At 41.9% G+C, this 20,766-nt stretch carries 10 protein-coding genes and 1 pseudogene; 2 read left to right on the top strand and 9 right to left on the bottom strand.

The genetic code is table 11. The features are described from left to right. Nucleotides 1–18: 18 nt before the first annotated feature. From COCH_RS05670 to COCH_RS05635, 9 genes are all read right to left on the bottom strand, one after another. A complete protein-coding gene (locus tag COCH_RS05670; protein WP_015782323.1) occupies nucleotides 19–1,500 on the bottom strand; it encodes a RagB/SusD family nutrient uptake outer membrane protein in 1,482 nt (493 codons plus the stop codon). 15 nt (nucleotides 1,501–1,515) lie between these two features. Continuing rightward, a complete protein-coding gene (locus COCH_RS05665) occupies nucleotides 1,516–4,530 on the bottom strand; it encodes a SusC/RagA family TonB-linked outer membrane protein (RefSeq protein WP_015782322.1) in 3,015 nt (1,004 codons plus the stop codon). Between the two features lie 892 nt (nucleotides 4,531–5,422). Next, the gene (locus tag COCH_RS05660) at nucleotides 5,423–8,227 is read right to left on the bottom strand and encodes a helix-turn-helix and ligand-binding sensor domain-containing protein (protein WP_041546722.1); all 2,805 of its coding nucleotides are present in this window, start codon (nucleotides 8,225–8,227) and stop codon (nucleotides 5,423–5,425) included. Between the two features lie 310 nt (nucleotides 8,228–8,537). Next, complete coding sequence (locus COCH_RS05655; protein ID WP_015782320.1) at nucleotides 8,538–9,920, bottom strand: glucoamylase family protein; 1,383 nt, start codon at nucleotides 9,918–9,920, stop codon at nucleotides 8,538–8,540. A gap of 150 nt (nucleotides 9,921–10,070) precedes the next feature. Beyond that, nucleotides 10,071–10,205 (bottom strand): phosphinothricin acetyltransferase, encoded by a 135-nt coding sequence (locus COCH_RS12460; protein WP_223375734.1) that lies wholly within the window; start codon nucleotides 10,203–10,205, stop codon nucleotides 10,071–10,073. Between the two features lie 409 nt (nucleotides 10,206–10,614). Next, nucleotides 10,615–11,388: a carboxylesterase family protein gene (locus COCH_RS05650; RefSeq protein ID WP_015782319.1), complete on the bottom strand. Its 774-nt coding sequence runs from the start codon at nucleotides 11,386–11,388 to the stop codon at nucleotides 10,615–10,617. After that, complete coding sequence (locus COCH_RS05645; RefSeq protein ID WP_015782318.1) at nucleotides 11,378–12,214, bottom strand: LamG domain-containing protein; 837 nt, start codon at nucleotides 12,212–12,214, stop codon at nucleotides 11,378–11,380. Before COCH_RS05645 ends, COCH_RS05650 begins: the two co-directional genes overlap by 11 nt. A gap of 71 nt (nucleotides 12,215–12,285) precedes the next feature. After that, nucleotides 12,286–13,821 (bottom strand): RagB/SusD family nutrient uptake outer membrane protein, encoded by a 1,536-nt coding sequence (locus tag COCH_RS05640; protein ID WP_015782317.1) that lies wholly within the window; start codon nucleotides 13,819–13,821, stop codon nucleotides 12,286–12,288. Nucleotides 13,822–13,830: 9 nt separating this feature from the next. Then, on the bottom strand, nucleotides 13,831–16,842 hold the full coding sequence (locus COCH_RS05635) for a SusC/RagA family TonB-linked outer membrane protein (protein ID WP_015782316.1): 3,012 nt from the start codon (nucleotides 16,840–16,842) through the stop codon (nucleotides 13,831–13,833). Between the two features lie 243 nt (nucleotides 16,843–17,085). Between COCH_RS05635 and COCH_RS12455 the strand changes: the two are divergent. Continuing rightward, nucleotides 17,086–17,205, top strand: a pseudogene (locus tag COCH_RS12455) (glycosyltransferase). A gap of 699 nt (nucleotides 17,206–17,904) precedes the next feature. Then, a complete protein-coding gene (locus COCH_RS05630; RefSeq protein ID WP_015782315.1) occupies nucleotides 17,905–20,628 on the top strand; it encodes a penicillin-binding protein 1A in 2,724 nt (907 codons plus the stop codon). Nucleotides 20,629–20,766 lie beyond the last annotated feature (138 nt).

Genomic DNA, 20,766 nt, shown 5'->3' with positions numbered 1-20,766 from the left:
AATTTAGATAAGAGGTAATTAGTATCCTTGGTTTTGTTGCCAATTGCCATTAGCAAAGCGAATTTCTTCGTAGGGTACGGGGAACACTTCGTTTTTGTTGGCAGTAAAACCTTGTATTTCGGTACCTTTGCCCGTGCGGACTAAGTCGAAAAAGCGCAAGCCTTCGCCTAAGAACTCTACACGGCGTTCTTTCCATATTGCTTCGGTAAGAGCAGTACCCGATACAGTAACGTTATGATTTTCATCGCCAAAGGCACGTTTGCGCACTTGGTTGAGATAGTCGCGAGCACGTTCATCGCTGATATTACCACGGTTGAGCGCTTCGGCAGCCATTAAGAGCACATCGGCATAGCGAATGGCACGATAGTTATTAGGGTTCGTAAGGTTTTGGTCGGGGGTATTGAGGTCGCCTTTGCGAGCAATATATTTTCTATTGAAATAGCCTGTATGTTTGTAACCTTCGGCATAAGTAGCGTTGTTCGCTGCTGCCCACGCGACGATGTCTAAAATCGCTACATCTTTGCGGAGGTCGCCTGCTTCAAAAGCATCGACTGCCTCTTGTACGGGTACGTTAAAACTATAACCAGAATCGAACACAGGCCCGTTATAGTTGCGGATACTGTTAAACCCTACTGCCACATTCCCTTCACTACATTGCAAACACTCAAAGCCAGCACCTTCGGCATCGGAATATTGTACCTCAAATACTGATTCAGCGCCATTTTCGCCTTCTTTTTCAAAGATAGAGGCATAGTCGGTTACAAGAGAATAAGTATTGCTGTGTATCACAGTTTCTAATATTTGAGCTGCTTCGGCAAACTTGTTTTGGTATAAATACACCTTGCCGAGGAGGGCTTGAGCCGCCCCTTTGGTAGCACGCCCTACTTGGCCGTCGGGGGGGGTTGTAGGCAAGTGAGGAATGGCAGCCAAAAGGTCTTTCTCAATAGAAGTATATACCTCACTCACAGGGGAACGGGGTATTTTTTGCTCGTCACCACGCTCAAAGCGTTTGTTTTCTTTGAGCGGAATCGCCCCAAACCATTTCACAAGTTCGAAGTTGTAATAGGCGTGAAGGAAGTGTGTCTCGGCAATAATCACCTCTTTGCCCTCAAAGGCTGTTTTGTCTTGAAATTCCAAGATATAAGCCGCGCGGTTTACGCCTGCAAACATCCAATCCCACAAGTTTTTGAGTTGGCTGTTGATAGGGGTGTGAATCATCTGGTCTATTTGTTGAAAACCAGGCACATCGGAAGCACTTTCACCACCGCAAAGAGTATTATCGGAGGCTATTTCACCCATCAATACATTTATATACGTAGAATGCAACAAATCGTAGGCTGCAATCAGAGCGTTTTGGTAATCTTCTTTTGAATTGAAGTAACTTTCAGAGTTTATCTCGTACTGTTTGGTTTTATCGAGAAAATCATCGGAACAAGCAAGGGTAAAAGCGAGAAGCATAAGCCCTACTGTCCATTTCTGTATGTTATGTATCGTTTTCATTTGTTTGTATGGGTTTTAAAATGAAGTATTAAATCCTAAGATAAACTGACGGGCTTGTGGATAAAAGCCGTAATCAATACCTCCACCAATGGCATCACCAGAGGTAGCTGAGGGGTCATAACCTTTATACTTAGTGAAAGTAAAGGCGTTGTTTACCGAAAAGTACACACGGAAGGTTTTCATCTTCACACTCTCTAATACCGATGCAGGAATCGAATAGCCCAACTGTATGTTCTGAACGCGCAAGAATGAGGCGTCTTCTACAAAGAAACTTGAGAATAAATTATTGGTAGTCGCCCCTGTGGTCACACGAGGCACGCTATTGCTGGTGCCCTCACCACGCCAACGGTCAAGATATAAACGCTGACGGTTTACGTTAGGTTGTGAACGCTCATAGTTGCGCACCATCTCTTTGTCGAGCTCGGCATACATATAGGTTGAGAAATCAAAGTTTTTATACTTAGCATTGAGGTTCAATCCCATATAGTAAGTAGCGGTAGGTTTACCCAAATATGTGCGGTCTTTAAAATCAATTACTCCATCGCCATTCACATCTTTATAACGGATATCTCCTATTCTGGCAGGAGCACCTAAGGCAAGTTGTGAAGGGTGTGCATCTACCTCAGCTTGGTTTTGGAAGATTCCATCGGCTTGCAAACCATAGAAGTAGCCAATAGGTTGCCCCACTTCCATACGTGCAGGTGCTAACTGACCAACGCTGAAAGCCCCTCCTTCTGGAATCACATCTCCATTAATCGATACCACTTTGCCGTCTAAACGAGTAACATTGTAGTTGAAGCCCCAAGAAAAAGGTTTTGTTACATCACTTCTATAACCTAAGGCTACCTCAAAGCCCTTATTTTGAGTATTACCAGCGTTCACGGTGGGGTTTGATGCTCCTGGTGCAGCCGTTCCTATAATACCTGAGACAGGAAAATTAGAAATGAGCAAATCGTTACGGTTTTCTATAAAGTAATCGAATACTAACGATAATCGGTTCTTCAAGGTATTAAAATCAAAACCAACGTCTAACTTTTCAGCTACTTCCCATTTGGCACTTGGGTTAGGCAATTTGCCCACCGCCGTACCGCGTACTATTTGTCCGTTGAACACGTAAACGGCTTCCCCGTTTAAAATAGCCTTATAGAGGTTTTTACCGGCATTGTTACCCAGTGTACCATAGCTACCACGCAATTTGAGGAAGTCTATCCATTTGCTTTCTTTCAAGAAGCTTTCGTCGGATACTTTCCAACCTGCTGTTACTGATGAAAACAAGTCGGCGCGGTTGTCTTTCGGGAAGTCTGAAGAAGCATCACGCCTAAGCATCGCCGATAGCAAGTATTTGCTCTTAAAATCGTATTGCAATCTACCAAAAAAAGAGGTAAGACGCGAATCGTTCATATACGAGTTATCAGTTTTGCTGTTGTTCGTACCTGTAGTGAGACCTATATCGGCAAAATCCCAAGAGTTGTTAGGCACATCGTAACCTGTAGCACTGAGTCCACTGCCCCAGTTGCGTTGCGCACTGGTTCCCACAGTGAGTGAAGTGTTGTGGTTTTTCCAGAAAGTTTTGTTATAAGTAGCAAAAGTCTCCCACGTATAAGCGTGCGTTTCGTTCTTTTCCTGAGTTACCGTACTGCGACTGCGGTTGAAGATTTTGCCCGTACCAAAAAAGCTCAGAGGTTGAAAATCTTTCTTCTCATCACTATAAGTCTTAAACCCAATACGCGAAGTGAGGTCTAAGCCTTCTATGAGATTATAGCTCAACTGGAAATTCCCCTCCAATCCATTACCGTCATACTGATTATAGGTATTGTCTATTTGTGCCAAAGGGTTAATTACCTCATTACCCAAAAAGCCCGTTAAATCTTCATCGTGCAAACCGTAGGTAGGCGAAAAGTTCAAAGCGTTGAAAAGCACTGCTCCCAAGCCGTTTTCCTCAATGGTTTTGCGCTTGTTGTTATAATAGTTAGCTGTGAAATTCATTTTGAGTTTAGAGGTAATATCAGCACCCAAACTCACTTTCACGTTATTGCGTTTGAAGTTAGACTTTTCAGGGGCTACAATACCGTCTTGGGTAAGATGTGATGCCCCTAAGTAATAACTAAATTTCTCACCTCCACCCGAGATACTAGCTGTCATATCTGAAATAACAGAATTCTTAAACACCTCGTCTTGCCAATCAATGCCTTTGCCCAAAGAAGCCAAATTGCCAAAAGGCAACGCCTGTCCGTTGGCAGCATAACTCTCGTTGAGTAAGGCAGCATACTCGGTAGCGTTCATATAATCCAACTTTTTGGTAGTTTGCTGAATACCAGTATAAGAGCTAATTTTCACTTCCAAAGGTGTGTTTTTGCGTCCACCCTTAGTAGTTACCAGTACTACCCCATTCGCGCCTTTAATACCGTAGATAGCCGCTTGAGCGTCTTTCAATACAGTAAGACTCTCGATGTCCTCAGGGTTGATACTGTTCAGTGCCCCTTCGTAACCGTCGATAATTACCAAAGGCTCGTTGCTACCGTTAGAACTCACTCCGCGAATAAGAATGTTTATCTTCCCTCCAGGTGAGCCCGAAGCCTTGTTTACGCTCACCCCTGAGGTAGTACCTTGTAGGGCAGTAGCCGCATCCACAGGCTTTAGTTCGGTAATGGTTTTAGCATCTACTACTGATACAGAGCCTGTTACGTCCTTTACCTTTTGAGTTCCATACCCGATAACTACCACTTCACCGAGGGTTTGGGTATCTTCTTTCAAGGTAACGTTCAGCGCATTGCCATTGTTCACAGTGATTTCTTGAGTGATGTAACCCACATACGAAAACACCAGAACCTGACCTCTCTTCACATTGTCTAAGGCAAAATTCCCTTCGAAATCGGTAGAGACGCCGTGGGTAGTGCCTTTTACAACCACCGAAACCCCCATCATCGGACTGTTAGGAGCTTCTTTCACATTTCCTTTTATGTTATAAGTTTGTGCCACTGCCAAACTCGTACATAAAAATAGCAACATTGGTAAAATAAATACTTTCATCTGAATTGCTCTTTTTAAATGGTATGTTAATGTATTATATTAGGTTTAACTTGTTTGCAACTTGCTCTTTTCTTCCCTTTACTTTCGCTTCTCTACCTATTACTGATATTACTGACATTGTTGTATTGTATTATTAATCAACTATTTATACACCCTTTCTATACCAATCGTCCAAGATTCGTATAAGCTTCCTATAAGCTCTCTATAAGCTAAGTCCATCATTCATCTAGTAAAAATCCCTCTCTTTTTTGGGATAAAGTTAAGAATAATTTTCGTGCGCTTTCGTTCTTCCATTCCCCGTGGTAACTTTTGATAAGTTTTATCTCAAAAAGGATAAATTACAGCCTTAATTTCAAAATAACAAATCACCTTTTTCAGTTGGTTTTACCTCTCAACTTTGTCAAAGCCTCTAAAACTAAATAACTAATAATACTACTTACTGTCCCTGACTTAGCCCAAACTTTAATCCTTCACTAAATTCATACTTTTCAATCAGTATTATTGGCATTATTGGCATTTCTGGTATTAACTCAGTATTACCTTCTCTTTCTTTTATTTCTCTTTCAATCACGCAACAAAGATAAACGCAATTATTCAACACACAAAATATTTTACCTATACAAAAAATATACAAGGAGTATTTTTAACGTAAATGTATAGTTGCTATTAACGAGAATTACAAAACAAACTATTGTAAATCTTACATTTAAAATTATATGCAAAAAATCGATGTAAAGGTAACAACAAATAAAAAACACCTCTTTTTAAGAGGTGTTGTATAGGTAATGTATATATTTTTTTAAGAAAATCAATTTATGTTTTCTACTCGCTCGTACGACTCACATCTGCCTGTGTGGCTTGCACTATTAATCATTAACCATTAATCATTAATTTAGAGCTTTAGAATATAGTCAGTAAGGTTCTGATTGCGCTCTAAACGCATCTTTTTGCGCAAGCGGTAGCGTTTTATTTCTATACTTTGGGTAGAGATGTTCAGTAGTGGAGCAATTTCTTTACTCGAAAGGTTTAAACGCAGGTAAATGCACAGTTTAATGTCATTAGGAGTAAGGTCAGGGTGAAGCGATTTAAGCCGATTAAGGAAGTCACGGTCAGTTTGATTAAAGATTTCTTGAAAATGCTCCCAGTCACCTTCGCTGTTGATGTTATCTTCCACAATGTGTAACACTTCTTTGCTATTGCCACTATTCAAAAGAGCCTCTTTGATGCTCATCAGCAGTTCATTCTTGCGCACGATGTTCATCGTAGTCACCGCCAGCTCGCGGTTCTTGCTCTCCACTTCACTATGGAGCTTATCGTTTTGGAGTTTCATTACCGTGCGGTCATTTTCCAATTGCAATAGGGCGAGTTCTTTCTCTTTTTCTTGTTCTACCTTCTTCTTATGACGCTTGTAATGAACTCTATACACTCGGTGAATTATAAAAAGCAAAAGCAGTAAGAGTCCTATATAGGTAGCTATCATTACATTAGTGGCATACCAAGGTTTTTCTATTACAAAGTGAAAAATAGCCGTATTGGTCGAAACAGCATTTCCCACTCTGGCTCTTACCAGAAAGGTATAATCACCTGCAGGCAGATTATCAAACTGCACACTTGCCTCCTTGCTCCAGTCGCTCCAATGCTCGTAAAGTCCTTCCAATTTATATTGATATACAGTTTGAAACATCGCATTATAGGCGGGCACACTATAGCTAAAACGCAGATTGTTTTGGTTGTATGCCCAGCGGTTATCAGCACTGTTAAGAGCAATTGGTTGCCATACGCCTTCTACTTTGCTTTTGTATATATGGTCTATTTGCACCTCGTAGGCAGTATGGTGCGACGGATTAAACGCAAAATCCATAAAGCCGGTACTAGTACCTAAAAGGCAATCACCTTCTCGGTACTCATTGAGGTTCTCAAACCCTACCAAATCCTTGCGAAAAGCAGCCGAGAGAGGCATCTTTTTCAGCTGAAGTGCCTTGTCTAACTTACCCTGACTCACCTTCACTATATTGTATTGGGTAAAAAACCACAATCCGTCCTCTTTGCCCCGTAACATAGTGCCCGATAAGTAGGCATCTTGGTCGAATAGCCGATGGGTAAGGCTTTCATCTTGCACAAACTTACGTGCGGTAATATCATATTTAAACAAGCCTTTTTCAGTAAAATACCAAATCTCATTGCGGTATTTAGCAATCGCCGACTTGCGCCCCATTGGAGCAGAAGTCTCTTTGTGCACTTGGAGTACTCTCGTAAAATCAGGGGAGAGTTGCAACCGGAACACGCCTTTGTACTCGTGGCTTACCAATAGTTCAGTAGGCGAAATAAACTCAAAAAACCTACTCGATACATTGAATCCTGTTATCTTATTGCGGTATTGCCAACGCCCTTCTTTCAGTTCCAAAAGGTATAAACCTTCATAATTGCCTTGCAAGAGCCAATTAGGGTGTCCTTCCACAGGTTTAATATCCCAAGTACCCAAAACATTACACACCAATTGTGCTCGATGGTTGTTTATCACAAACGTACCTGAATTGTGCCCACAAAACAAAGAGCCTTGTAGTTCTTTCAGTTGCCACACTTGCCCTTTAGTACCTTCAACCAACTGAAATGGCTGACCTGCTTTCAAAGGAAAAGACGCATAAAAAAGCCCCTGATTGGTACCCAAATACAAATCACCTTGGTAAACAATAGAGGTATAAACGGCTCCTAGCACTCCTTCGTTATCTTTATACTGGCGGAAAGGCGAAAAGAAATTCACCATACTAATGCCATTGTCTAAGCCTAACCACACATTGTGTTCTTTGTCCTCGAAGATAGAAAGCACCGTGTTGTTTTGCAAGCCTTGTTTCTGATGAAGGTGCTCCCACAGTTGTCCTTCTGGCGATAATCGGTATACACCATTGGCAATCGTCCCCAGCAAGATAGAACCGTCAGAGAGTTGTTCGCAACTGTAAATGTTTAGGGAAGAAGTAAGCGCTCCTGTACTCACTTGCCAAGGTTTCACCTCAGCAGGTGTTCCTTCGTAAATGCCTTTATCTTGGGTAACAAATAGAAACTTACCTTTATATGGGAAGATATTAATAACAATATGTTCGCGGAAAAGAGATGCCTCCGAACGCAACTCCTCTTTACCATTCACAAGAGCAAAAAGCCCCTCATTCATCTTTTGAAAGAAGATATGCTCGCCCACTTTGAAGATTTTAGGTAAGTTGTTTTGCGAATGTACAATGTGAAAGCGGTCGTGCTGAGAGTCGTAAATATAAAGTTTGTGCAACGACTGGAAGAGCACCCAATGGTCAAAAAAAACAATTTTCCATACCTCTTCGTCTTCTATATCCTTAGGTGCTAAGCGTTTACTTAGCGAAGTATATTGCAAACGGTTGAAAGCATCTGCTTGCCAATAACCAAATTCAGCAAAACCACCTGTATAGATAGTGTTACCTTTGGCGTTTACGGCGCGCACTATCGCCCCATTGGGCAAGGGGTAATGTTGCCATACCACCCCATTGAACTCCAATAGACCTATATTGTTAGCAAAATATATCTTTTGATTTATCGCTTGACATATTTTCCAATTCTGACTCTCACCCGAGTATACCGAAGGAGCGTAGTTATAGATAGGTGGCAATAACTGAGCGTGTATCGTCCCTACAAACCACCCCATCAAAACACACAGAAAAACACGCATACGCATAAGGTATTAAAGTTTAGTTGCTGGCAAAGATAACTATTTTATTTTGAATATTCCAAAAAACATCCTCTATTTTCAATGAAAGTCTCTTTTCGCTTATTTCTCCCTCATCATTCGCCTCTGAGTTGGTATTATTGGTATTTTTGGTATTATTGTATTAAAATTGGTGTTCTTTATTTTTAGTCATTAATCAAACAAAGGGCGATGTTCACACATCGCCCTTTGTTAAAACCTAATTTTCAAAACACTGTTAGTAATAAACTTCTGGTTAGGTTAGATATAAGATAATGCTGGGCTTTACCTTTTATCTTTTTTACTGTACCTTAAAATTCAGTTTCTTTAATCCCTGCTGCACTTCGGGGCAACTCATAAACAGTTTCCAAATGAGACCCGTGCGGTGGTTTTCTATCATCGGGGCAATAGTGAGCTGGTCGATAGCTAAATAACGCTTAGGATACCATACCGCTTGCTGGCTGAAAGCATCATAAAAGCCGTATTTACCCCAAATAGTATCGCCCAAATCGTAATAGAAATGCTTGAGCGCAGCCATTGATTCTTGGGGCGTATAAGGAAAACTGGAAAGGGCGGCAGTAGGCACTATCACCCCTAAATCGTTACTGGGGCTGTGGGCTGAGTACCCTTTTACTGAATAACTGGCGGTAAGTCCCCAGCAGTTCGCCCCATAACCTTTATAACCTTTGGGGTTTTCTAGGCAATATTTGTAGTTGATAAGGGTGTGATTGCGATTCAAATCCCAGTAATTGGCATAATCATCGCTGAGTCCTTTGGGGTTCAACCCTATATACGAATAATGCGCCCAAAATAGCGGACCTCCGTATTGTTCTGCTCCGTTGTGTTTGAGAATAAGTGGCAAATTATAAGTTACCTGAGTGCTTTTAATAGCTCCTCCACGTGCCCAACCGTTGTGATAAGCCGAAGCAGGAATGGTGTGGGTTGGCGAAGAAGCTGCCAAAATATAGGTAATTAGGCATTCGTTATAACCTTTCAGAGGAAAATTCATCTGCCAATCGTAATCAGGACTCCAATGCCAATAGAGCACATCCTGTCCGTTTAGATACCAATCCCATTCCATTTCGCGCCATAATTTATCAATGCGAGAAGCTAAGGCTTTTTCGGCATCGTTGCCATCCTTAAAATACTGACGTACACAAAGCAATCCTTGCATCAAGAAAGCACTCTCCACGAGGTCGCCCCCATTGTCTTTCTGTCCAAAAGGTTTGGTCTTACCCGTACGCCCGTCTATCCAGTGCGACCATACACCGTGATAACGGTCGGCTTTCTCCAAGAAAGTTACGATTTTAGTAAATCTTTCTACCGCTTGTGCACGAGGTATAAAACCGCGTTCTACACCCACCAATAGCCCTGCAATCCCAAAGCCCGAACCTCCCGTAGTGATGATATGAGCATCATCGGAAGGCACGTCCATATGATTGCGCTCAGGGGCTAACCCCGAGTTAGGTTCGGCACCGTCCCACATATAGTTGAGGTGCGCACGCTGGATATAATCTAAGAAAGCATCGTCGGAAGCAAATTCCATCGGACGATTCTTTTCAACAGGTGGTTTAGGAGTAGGCGTATTACCGCCTTTCTTACTGTCCTTACTGCAACTGCACGACGCGCAGAATGCAATAAGAAGCACAAAAAATGTTCTGTTTATCTGTTTGAAATGCTTCATATTTTGTATATTTTTCTATTTTAACATCAATTCAATATAATATTAATACTGATTTACAGTTATATTTATATTGCAATCTGTGCAATCTAGCAACATCAGCTACTTATCTCCCCGCTAGCGCAAGCTCGTAGCTCGTGTTCCTATCCATCACTAATTTCTCCCTTTGAAAGTAGCCAGCAATAGCTGGGTATGTGCCCCACGAAAGCAAAGTATGTGTAAGGGCGGAGGTTTGTCTCCTTTTACAGCTTGTCCCCCTTCGGGGGTTCGGGGGCTTACCGAATAAATGACTCGTCACATTCCCCCTTATTGAAGGGGCTAGGAGGAGGTTTCTTTTGATTTTCCGTCACACTCCCCCCTAGTGCCTATGGCCTAAGGCCTATCACCTATTCCTCTTTCTTTCGCCTCGAAACCCCGTTTTTAACATTTTTTATATCGCTGTATTATACTATGAGTCAATAACTTATATACCCTTTCTATACCAATCGTCCAAGATTCGTATAAGCTTCCTATAAGCTCTCTATAAGCTAACCCCACCCTCCTTACAGCCTTTTTTCGCCAAAATCTCTCTCAACTCTCTTCCGAACTTTTCCGTTTCCTTCCGATAGCTCAAATATGTCACTTTTAAGGGTACACACTTTGCCAAAGTTTTGCCTGTGTGGCTCACACTGCCTGTGCGGCTCGCACCTCATTTCCCTTACCTAAAACTCCATTCTAAAAAGTCTTTGGTGTTAAAAGCAGGGTGCCAAGCGTTGTGATTAGCTCCGTAGAACTCTATGTATTCTACTTTCTTGCCAGTGCTTTTCAACGCCTCATAGGCTTCGCGCGAGTAAGTCACCGGTATCACATCGTCAATATCACCGTGATAAAAGCGGAATTTTGTCTTCCCTTTGAACTCACGCATACGCTCTATATTAGTCGCCCCACATATCGAGACAGCTTTGTCAAACGTATCGGGGAAGCGATACACCATATCCAAAGTAGCAATCGCACCCATCGAAATGCCCATAATGTACACTCGTTTAGGGTCGATAGGGTAAGTAGCCAAAGTCTCGTCTAAAAGTTCCTTCACCAACCGCAAATGACTGGTAATAGGAGTGTCCTTTGGCAAAGGATTATCGCTTTTGTAACCTTTTTCAGGACGCTTTTCAAGCGACCAGTAGGCACCCTCAGGGCACTGCGGAAAGAGCACAAAGCAAGGGTACTTATCTCGGTTCGCAGGATTGCTAAACACTGTACCCCCATTGCGCAACTGACTCTCATTATCGTTCCCTCTTTCGCCAGCTCCGTGCAAGAAGAGCACCAAAGGGTATTTCTTGCCTTTCTCCATTTTTTTAGGTTGAAGAAAGCGGTAAGGCATACTGTTCTTTTGCTTATCTACATATACGCCTTTGGTATACGCCTCATTCTGAGCACTGATACTGATGCTGTAAAGAAAGATGATAAAAATTATTAAATATCTATTTTTCACTCGCTAATGTTTTTATTTGAACATCATTAATAGGTTCATTAAAGAAATAAAACTGGTCTAACTGACCTTTGTAGAATCCTGCCCATCCTTGTGCACCTGCCCCAGTGGTGAGCGGAGGAGTAGTTTGAAAAGGAAGCGTCCCTACTACAAGAGTACCTAAGTTGGGGCACGCTATGCCTCCCAAAGTCTTAAACTCTTGCGAATGTACCTCTGCTCCATTCCGAAAAATAGTAACCTTACCTGTGGTAGCATCATAACGAAAGACCAAATGTACCCATTTGCCTAATGTTTCTGGGATTACCTTATCTACCCAACCATTTTCGGTACCGTTGCTCAAATGCAGTTTAAAACGTCCATTGGTTTGAGTTGAATTACCTGGCTCCATAAATAGGTCTATATAACTCCAAAAGCCTTTGTTATTGGTTAAAGAAAATAATCCTATTGCCTTAGTAGGTTTTTCGGCATTTATCCAAAAAGCGATAGAAAAACTACCTAAGTTACTCAATATATCGTGCAACGATTTACCACCATTAAGTGGGGTAGTAGGAGGTGTGATAAGTATATAGCTATTATCAGCTCCTTGATAAGCTTTTTTTACTTTTCCTTGTGTATAGGAAGCATTTCCTACTACCTGAGTGGTTGCTTTATACACACTCATATCCTCACTATTATCTTCAAAAGTAAAAGCTAATTTAGGCTTTACATAGTCTAAGATAGGAGGTTGCTTGGGATAATCAAACGCAGGGTCTTGGTCTAAGTCTTGGAAACAGCTGGTAAGGGCTGTCAGACTCACCATAAAACTGATATATAATACATATTTTTTCATTGTAGTAAATTTTAGATTTTCAACTTAGCCGAAGTTTGAAACTTTGGCTAAGTTTAGACCTGTTATCTCAATTAATAATTAGGGTTTTGAACGAGTACTCCATTAGAACGGTCTATCTGTGTTTGTGGTAAAGGAAACAAACGATGTTTTACTTGATAAGAGGCTTTATTTGCATTATGAAGAGTTTCTACATCTATATTCCAACGTACTAAGTCATAAAAGCGGTCAAACTCCATACCCAGTTCTACACGGCGCTCGTGACGAATAGCCTTACGCAAATCACTTTGATTAGTGGTAGTAACGGCAGGAAGCACGGGGGTACTACTAGTTCGTCTTGCACGGGCGCGCACTTGTTCCAAGTAGGTAAGGGCTTCGGCGCTGTTGCCAAGCTCATTAGCTGCTTCGGCAGCCATTAAGAGTACATCGGAATAACGAATAAGACGAATATTGAACCAATAACCAAACTTGCTATTGGTGCGACGCAAAGCAGGATCAGTATATACTTTCTTGTTGTAATACTTATTCACTACATCATTATTAGCGATAGGTTTTTCGCCATAGGGTGTGTTTGGTTGCATAGCGTTAGCTTCTGCTATATTTTTAGCAAAATAAAGCAAGGTTTCATCTTTGCGAGGGTCACCTGCTTCAAAAGCATCAGCTAAGAGTTGAGTAGGACAGTTGAAACCCCAACCGAAATCCCATTGTCCAGAACCGCGTACTCCTTGTACTTGGGCAAAAGTACTTCCTACTTGTTCTGCTCCGTATGCCTTATCAAAAGTGCATTGCAATTCAAAAATAGAACCGGGTCCATTCTCGCCTGTCTCACGGAAAATCTTATTGTAATCGGCACTTAGATTATACAATCCTGAGTTAATTACATCTACAGAAGCGCTATACATTTCTTGCCAATTACTACGCATCATATAGGTGCGAGCGTGCAGGGCGCGAGCAGCTCCCCAAGTAAGGCGTCCTACAAAAGTAGTAGGCCACATTCGTGGTAAATCGCGCTCGGCAATAGCAAGGTCAGCATCAATTTGTGCGTAAATGTTTTCTACTGATGCTTTTGGTTTATTGGCTTCATCTCTACTTTTCACCGAGAAGTTAATAAGAGGTACTTCACCAAAAGCGCGCACCAAATTGAAAAAAGCATAAGCACGGAAGAAATGAGCTTCTCCTCTGTTCACTTTATCTGTTTCTGCCAAAGAGGCTTGATCAGCATTATTAATCTTGTCAATTACGGTATTGGCTGCGAAAATCAATTCATAGTTTCCGTCGTAATACTGTGATACAAGAGCATTGGTAGCTACGTAATTGAATTCGTCTACATTCTTAGAATCAGCTGAATCTCCTGCGTTAGAGCCTTTTTCGGCATCTTCACTGCGAAAGCTGTGTACCGCCAAAGCTGGTAATCCTGACGTGATAGAAGAAGCTCGCATTTTACCATACATCCCGAATACTTCGGCTTCATAAGTACCAGCTGCTCCTTTTTGTTCTCCTTCATACCATTCGCCTTGAGGCTCTTGGTCGAACTTGTTGCAATGGGTGAAGAGGGCAACACTTGTTGCCATTAATCCTATTGCTATAATATGGTTTATATTCTTTTTCATAATTGTTAATTAAAAAGTGATATTTACACCGTAAGTAATAATCATTGGCATAGGGTAAGTACCCGTATCAATACCAAAAGATAAGGCACTACCTCCTATTTCGGGAACATAGCCTGTGTTTTTATGCCAAGTTTTTAGGTTTTGCATATTAGCATAGAAGCGCAATTTCTGTACTTTGAAACGTTGTAATACGTCTTGTGGCAAGCTATAGCCTAACTGCACGTTGCGCAAGCGGAAAAAGCTACCATCTTCTATATAGTATGAAGAGTTCATACGATTGATGGGGCGACTGTTATCTACAATAGGTTCCCAATTGGAAGTGCCTTCGCCGTGCCAACGGTTCAAGCGGTGTGCTTGGTAGTTAAGGGTCGCATAACCACTTTCGCCCCAACCGCGATAGATTTCGTTGCCATAAGCTCCCATAAACTCTGCTGAAAGGTCAAAGCCTTTGTAGCCGAGATTGAGACTAAAACCATAGGTAAGATCTGGGGTAGGATTACCTATCATCTCACGGTCTTTAGTGTCTATCACACCATCACCGTTGAGGTCGGCAAATTTAAGGTCACCAGGTTTAGCTCCAAAAGAATTTACTGGAGAATTGGCAATGTCCTGATAATTTTGATATACACCAATCACTCTGTAGCCGTAAAAATGACCAATAGGATAACCTTCCAAGCTACGCGCTACGTCGTTTGGACCACTATAAACAGCATACTCAGCATTACGACCTAATGAAAGCACTTTGTTATCAATAGTGGTAATATTGGCACTTACACCATAACTAAATCCGCTTTCTTTGAGTTGGTCTTGCCAAGAGGCTGAAATTTCCCAACCTTTATTCTCTATCTCTCCGAGGTTCTCCAAAGAGTTTTGTGTACCTGCAAGGCTAGGCAGATTTACAATAAGGTCTTTGGTTTTCTTGTGATAGTAAACAGGCTCTACACTGAGGCGATTGCCCAAGAAACGGAACTCGGCACCGGCTTCCCACGCATAGGTCTTTTCCCAACCTAAGTTTTGTACTAAATAGGCAGGTACATAGCCTGTAATAATACGGTCGCCAAAAACAGCACTACTTGAACTTACTAATCTAGGGTAAAGAGGATAGTCATTGCCTGTGTTTTGGTTACCTAGCACACCCCAAGAACCTTTTAGTTTGAGGTAATCTACTACTTTTTGGTTTTTCATAAAGGCTTCTTCACTGAGTACCCAACCTGCGCCAAAGGAGTAGAAGTTGTCCCACGTATTACCCAAGCGATGAAATACTGAAGCTCCATCACGGCGATAAGAAGCGTTGAGCAAATAACGATTGTCGTAATTATAAAGAGTTCTAAGAAGGTAAGACATCGTAAAGCGTCTGTTTTGTGAAGAACCATTGGAAGAATTCTTAGCTCCAAAAGAAGAAAGCCACCATTTATCGGTATTGCCGTTAGGAGAAAAGATAATATCGTCCATATGCTGACTACGCGCTCCATTTAACTTAGAATATTCTTTATAATCAGTAGTGAGCCCTGTCATTGCATTGAGGTTGTGTTTCCCCCATTGCTTTTTAAATGAAAGTATGTAATCTTGCTGAGTGCGCAAAGTGGTTGCCTTAGATTGTGAAAGAGTTTCATACTGTCCTCCTATGTGTTTTTTATCGCGAGTTAAAGGACTATACACATAGGTAAGAGGGTCGAATTTGCGTTCTTCGTGGACGTTATAATCGGCGGAGAAAGTAGCTTTAAAAGTAAAGTCTTTCAAGAACTTCAATTCTCCATAGATGTTCCCTGTTAAACGGTGAATAGAAGCTTTAGCATTATTAGCTTGTTCTTCTATACGTATCATAGGATTGTATACCTGTGCATTTTGGAAGTTAGGCATATCGTAAAACAAACCTGTATTTTCATCTTTCACGGGGGCAATAGGAACCGCTTTGAGTGCTGCTTCTACACCGCGTCCGTCGGCAGGTAGGATACGTGATCCGTTGGCTTGGAAACCAAAGCGCAGAAAGTCGGTTACGTTGTAATCGCTACTGAGGTTGAGAGTGAGTTTGGAGAGTTTTTCGTGCTTGATAGAGCCTTCTTCATCGGTATAGCCTGCCCCCATATAAAAGCGCCCTTTCTCGCCTGAACTAGCTACGCTCACGTTATGATTGGACACCCACGCACGGCGGAAGATTTCATCTTGCCAATCGGTATTAGCTTGCCAATGGGTATAATCAAACGGATTGGCGCCTTTATTGGCTAACTCTTCGTCATAAAGAGTTTTAAAGCCTTCGGCATCAGTCATTGCAACACGGTCGTTGATGACTTTTAATCCTACGGAAGAATTGATATTTACGACTGTTTGTCCTTTTTTGGCTTTTTTGGTTGTGATGATAATCACCCCATTGGCACCACGAACCCCGAAGATTGCGAGAGACGAGGGGTCTTTGAGGATTTCCATAGACTCGATATCCTGCGGGTTGAGGTAGTTGATATTATCGGTAAAGAGCCCATCGACTACATACAGAGGTGTATAACCGTTGATAGAGTTTGTACCGCGAATACGGATTTCGGGGTCTTGCCCTGCACGCCCTGTATTAACGATTTGCACCCCAGCTACCTTCCCTTGGATAGAGGCTAAGGGGTTGGTAGACGGACGGTCAGCAAATTCATCGGTTTTAAGACTGACAATAGAGCCTGTAAGGTCTCGTTTCTGAGCGGCTCCATACCCAATCACTACTACTTCTTTGAGCTCTTGAGTATTTTCTCTTAAAGTAACATTAATGCGGGAGCGTCCTGCTACTTTTACATTTTGGGTCTGCATACCTACGAAGCTGACTTCTAAGACGGCATTGGAGGGCACATTGGGAAGTGTATAGTGCCCTTCGAAGTCGGTAGAAGTACCCTGGGTAGTACCCTTTACAATTACGTTTGCTCCTGGAATGGGGTTTTTAGTCCCTTCTTCATAAACGGTACCTTGTACGGTAATTTGCTGAGCGTGCAGGGTAACGGTTAGAGAAAACATCAGGAAGAAAAACAATATTTTCTTTATTTCCATATGTTGTTGATTTTTTTCACCGCAAAATTGCTAAAAGTTTCTTTTGTCTCCAAAAAAAGAGCTACGTCAAAACTACTACAATGAAAAATTAACGAAATGACATACTACGTCAAAAGTACTACAAGAAAATGCAATATTTTGATTGTTAGATATTTCTGAGAATAAAAAAAGTTAGGGAATTAGAAAATGAGAGAATGAGAAAATTAGAAAATAGGTAGTGATAAAAAAGGGTTTTTGACAGGTCTGGCTTGTCGGACAAATCGGACTGGTTAGGATTTTCGGAAGGAAACGGAGAAGTTCGGAAGAGAGGAAGGAGAGTTTTTGATGAAAAAAGGGTGTAAGGAGGGTGGGGGTAGCTTATAGAGAGCTTATAGGAAGCTTATACGAATCTTGGACGATTGGTATAGAAAGGGTGTGTAAAAAATTGATTAATAGCTTAATACAACAATGCCAAAAATGCCAAAAATGGGGTTTCGAGGCGAAAGAAAGAGAATCCTCACCCCGTTCACATACTCTCCTATTCGGAGACTTCTCCCAAGGAGAGGGCGAATGTAGCGACGGAAAGGAGAAGGGATAATTAGGGAATTGGCAAATTAGAAAATTAGAAAATTTAGAGGTTAGCAAATTTGTGGGAGAAGTTTAGTGGGAGTGTAGTGACGGAAAATCAAAAGAAACCTCCCCCTTGCCCCCTCAGAGAGGGGGAATGTAGCGACGGAAAGGAGAAGGAATAATTAGGGAATTAGCAAATTTGGAAATGAGAAAATGGGGTGGTGTGAGGTCTTAGGGCATAGACACTAGGGGATAACCTCCCCCTAGCCCCCTCGGAGAGGGGGAATTAGGTGACGGAAAAGAGAATTAGCAAATTAGCTAATTTGGAAATTAGCAGATGGAAAAGAGGGTAAGAAATTCGGAGAGGCTCAGGAAAGGTGTAAGCGATGAGAGAAACTTATTAAGAGACTAGAGCCTAAATTGCTATAAAGTGGAATAAGAAAAACGGTGGGATTCTTTGTTAATTGAAAATTATATCGTACTTTTGTACTTTAAACATCATTAAAACTAAGTATGAATCTGAAAAATATATCGTTTAAGAAGCTACTTACACAAGGCGGTCTTGCGCTTGCTACCCTGCTATCACGGTTGTTAGAAGGCTGTATCGCTTTGGCTTCGATGGTATATAAATTACTACGTTATGCCTTAAAAGTGCTCTGGGCGGTATTTATCTTCGCTTTGCTTATAATTCCTTATGGTATTTTTAGACTTTACCAAGGATATAAGAATAGAAAAAACGCTCCGAAAAAGGAACAGGAACAGATAGTATATACAGGCAACATATTCCACCGCAGTTGGCAATGGTTGCGGGCTAAACCTTATCAGTTTTACCTCAAATGCATAGGTATACCGATTGGGATAGGCGTAGGAGGTATACTGTTGCTCATCTTGTTAATTTACTTTGGGGCTTTTGGCAAGTTACCCTCAGAGGAGGATTTGAAAGAGTTGCGCCAATCGGAAGCGAGTCTTGTTTATGATTACGAGAACCAATTGATAGGGAAATTTTATATCTTCGACCGTACTAAAATAGAATACAAGGACTTTCCTCCTTATCTTATCAACGCACTTATCGCTACCGAAGACGAGCGTTTTTACTTGCACAAAGGGGTAGACACGAAGAGTTTGTTTAGGGTTTTCTTTAAATCACTGCTTTTGCAAGACGACTCATCGGGAGGGGGAAGTACTGTTACAATGCAGTTGGCTAAAAATATTTATGGGCGTGGGCAGCGCTACGGGAAACTTTCGATGCCTATACACAAAATCAAAGAGATGATTATAGCCAGACGCATAGAAAAGGTATACAGCAAGGAGGAAATCTTGACGCTTTACCTCAATACTGTGCCTTTCAGCGATAATACTTACGGGATAGAAAGTGCGGCGCAACGATTCTTTGACAAATCGGCGAGAGACCTTACGCTTAATGAAGCGGCTACGCTTATCGGTACGCTTAAAGCGACGAATAGCTATAATCCGCGTACCTCACCCAAGCGCAGTGAAGAGCGTCGGAATGTGGTATTGGCACAGATGAAGAAAAACAACTTGCTGACCGAAGACGACTTTAAAGTTCATACCAGAGACACTCTTAAAACTACGGCAACTACGGCTGAAAAAGATGGTGTAGCGCCTTATCTTGTAGAGCAAATACGCTTACTATTACCTGAACTGCTGAAAGACGTGAAGAAGCCAGACGGTTCGGCTTATAATATCTATAAAGATGGATTGCGCATCTATACGACCATTGACAAGACAATGCAGGAATATGCTGAGAAAGCAGTGGAAAAGCATTTGACATCGTTACAACAAGATTTTGAACAGACTTATGGCAAACGTGCTCCTTGGAACTTGGACAGTGACTGGTTTAAGGAAGAAGTGAAGAAGTTGCCTGCTTATAAAGAACTTGAAGAGCAAAAACTCTCGGAAGCGCAGATATGGGCGAAGCTGAGTGAGAAGAAGCCAATGGATTTATCTTTCTATACCGAAGACAGTATCAAAAGGCATAGTACATTGGACAGTTTGTCGCGTTTTATACGCATATTAAACACGGGATTTGTGAGTGTAGAGCCTCAAACAGGGGCAATTAAAACTTATGTGGGTGGAGCAGACTTCCGCTACTTTAAGTACGACCATATCCTACAAAGCCGTCGCCAAGTGGGCTCAGTTTTTAAACCGATAGTATACGCTACTGCCTTAGAGATGGGAATGCCTGTGTGCACGCACTTTTCGCCACTGCCTTTGACCTATGCTGATTACGAATATTGGTCGCCACGCAACGCTTCTAAGACTGACGATGACCCTAACATATATTACTCAGTATGCAAAGGATTGCGAGAATCATTGAACACCATAGCAGTACAAACGCTCTTTTATGCGGGGCTAAAGAATGTGATAAAGAAAACACGACAGTTAGGCATCACTTCTCCCTTACCGAATGTGCCTTCGATAGCATTGGGTTCGGCTGAACTATCGGTGATAGAAGTAGCTAAGGCTTATACGGCTTTTGCGAACAAAGGAGTGCCTGTAGAGCCTTATTTTATCACCCGAATAGAGAACAAAAAAGGGGAAGTAATATGGGAACGCAAACCTAAGGTTTTAGCTCCTGCACTGAGTGAACGCACTGCGCAAATAATGATACAGATGATGCGCTCGACCGTGAACGAAGGTACCGCATCACGTATGCGTGGACAATACGGACTTACGAATGACCTTGCGGGTAAAACAGGTACGACCCAAGACAATAAAGACGGTTGGTTTGCGGGAATGCTCCCCAACCTTGTGATGATTACGTGGGTGGGTAACGACCAGCAGATAGGGTTTAAAAGTACGCGTTTGGGACAAGGAGCTAACTCGGCATTGCCTATTGCTGCCTTGTTTGTATCGCAACTGAACCGCAACAGCAAGTATAAAGACCTAACGCGAGCTACTTTTAAGGTAAGCGAAGAGATACGTACGGAGGTAACTGAATGTGAGCCTACTGTACGCGAAGGTTTCTTTGACCGCCTTTTGAGCAATACTCCCAAAGATACCATAAGAGCAGGAGATGTGCATTATCGGATTTATGAGCGCAAAGGTAAGCTGAACAATGTGGAAGATGAGGAAGATATATCGGTAGACGATGTGGTAAATCCTGCAAATACCCCTGCGCCAGCACCAAGCACTCAAACAGCTACACAGGAGGGAAAAGAAAAGAAAAAAGGGCTTTTGGATAGGATTTTTAGTCGTAGCACGACAGGCGATTAGCCGTAGCACGACAGGCAATTGAATGAGAAAATTAGGGAATGAGAAAGTTAGCAAATGAGGAAATGAGGAAGGATAAGATTTTAAGAGAGGCAATAAAACATTGAGATAACTAAAGACTAACAAATTAAAACTAATATA

The sequence above is a fragment of the Capnocytophaga ochracea DSM 7271 genome, assembly GCF_000023285.1.
Classification (GTDB): domain Bacteria; phylum Bacteroidota; class Bacteroidia; order Flavobacteriales; family Flavobacteriaceae; genus Capnocytophaga; species Capnocytophaga ochracea.
Note: the sequence above shows the minus strand (reverse complement) of the source record. Positions and strands in the feature narration are given on the sequence as shown.

Bases quoted from the DNA above. Each gene is read 5' to 3' on its own strand.
- COCH_RS05670 (WP_015782323.1), bottom strand. From the start codon at position 1,500: ATGAAAACGATACATAACATACAGAAATGGACAGTAGGGCTTATGCTT.
- COCH_RS05665 (WP_015782322.1), bottom strand. From the start codon at position 4,530: ATGAAAGTATTTATTTTACCAATGTTGCTATTTTTATGTACGAGTTTG.
- COCH_RS05660 (WP_041546722.1), bottom strand. From the start codon at position 8,227: ATGCGTATGCGTGTTTTTCTGTGTGTTTTGATGGGGTGGTTTGTAGGG.
- COCH_RS05655 (WP_015782320.1), bottom strand. From the start codon at position 9,920: ATGAAGCATTTCAAACAGATAAACAGAACATTTTTTGTGCTTCTTATT.
- COCH_RS05645 (WP_015782318.1), bottom strand. From the start codon at position 12,214: ATGAAAAAATATGTATTATATATCAGTTTTATGGTGAGTCTGACAGCC.
- COCH_RS05640 (WP_015782317.1), bottom strand. From the start codon at position 13,821: ATGAAAAAGAATATAAACCATATTATAGCAATAGGATTAATGGCAACA.
- COCH_RS05635 (WP_015782316.1), bottom strand. From the start codon at position 16,842: ATGGAAATAAAGAAAATATTGTTTTTCTTCCTGATGTTTTCTCTAACC.
- COCH_RS05630 (WP_015782315.1), top strand. From the start codon at position 17,905: ATGAATCTGAAAAATATATCGTTTAAGAAGCTACTTACACAAGGCGGT.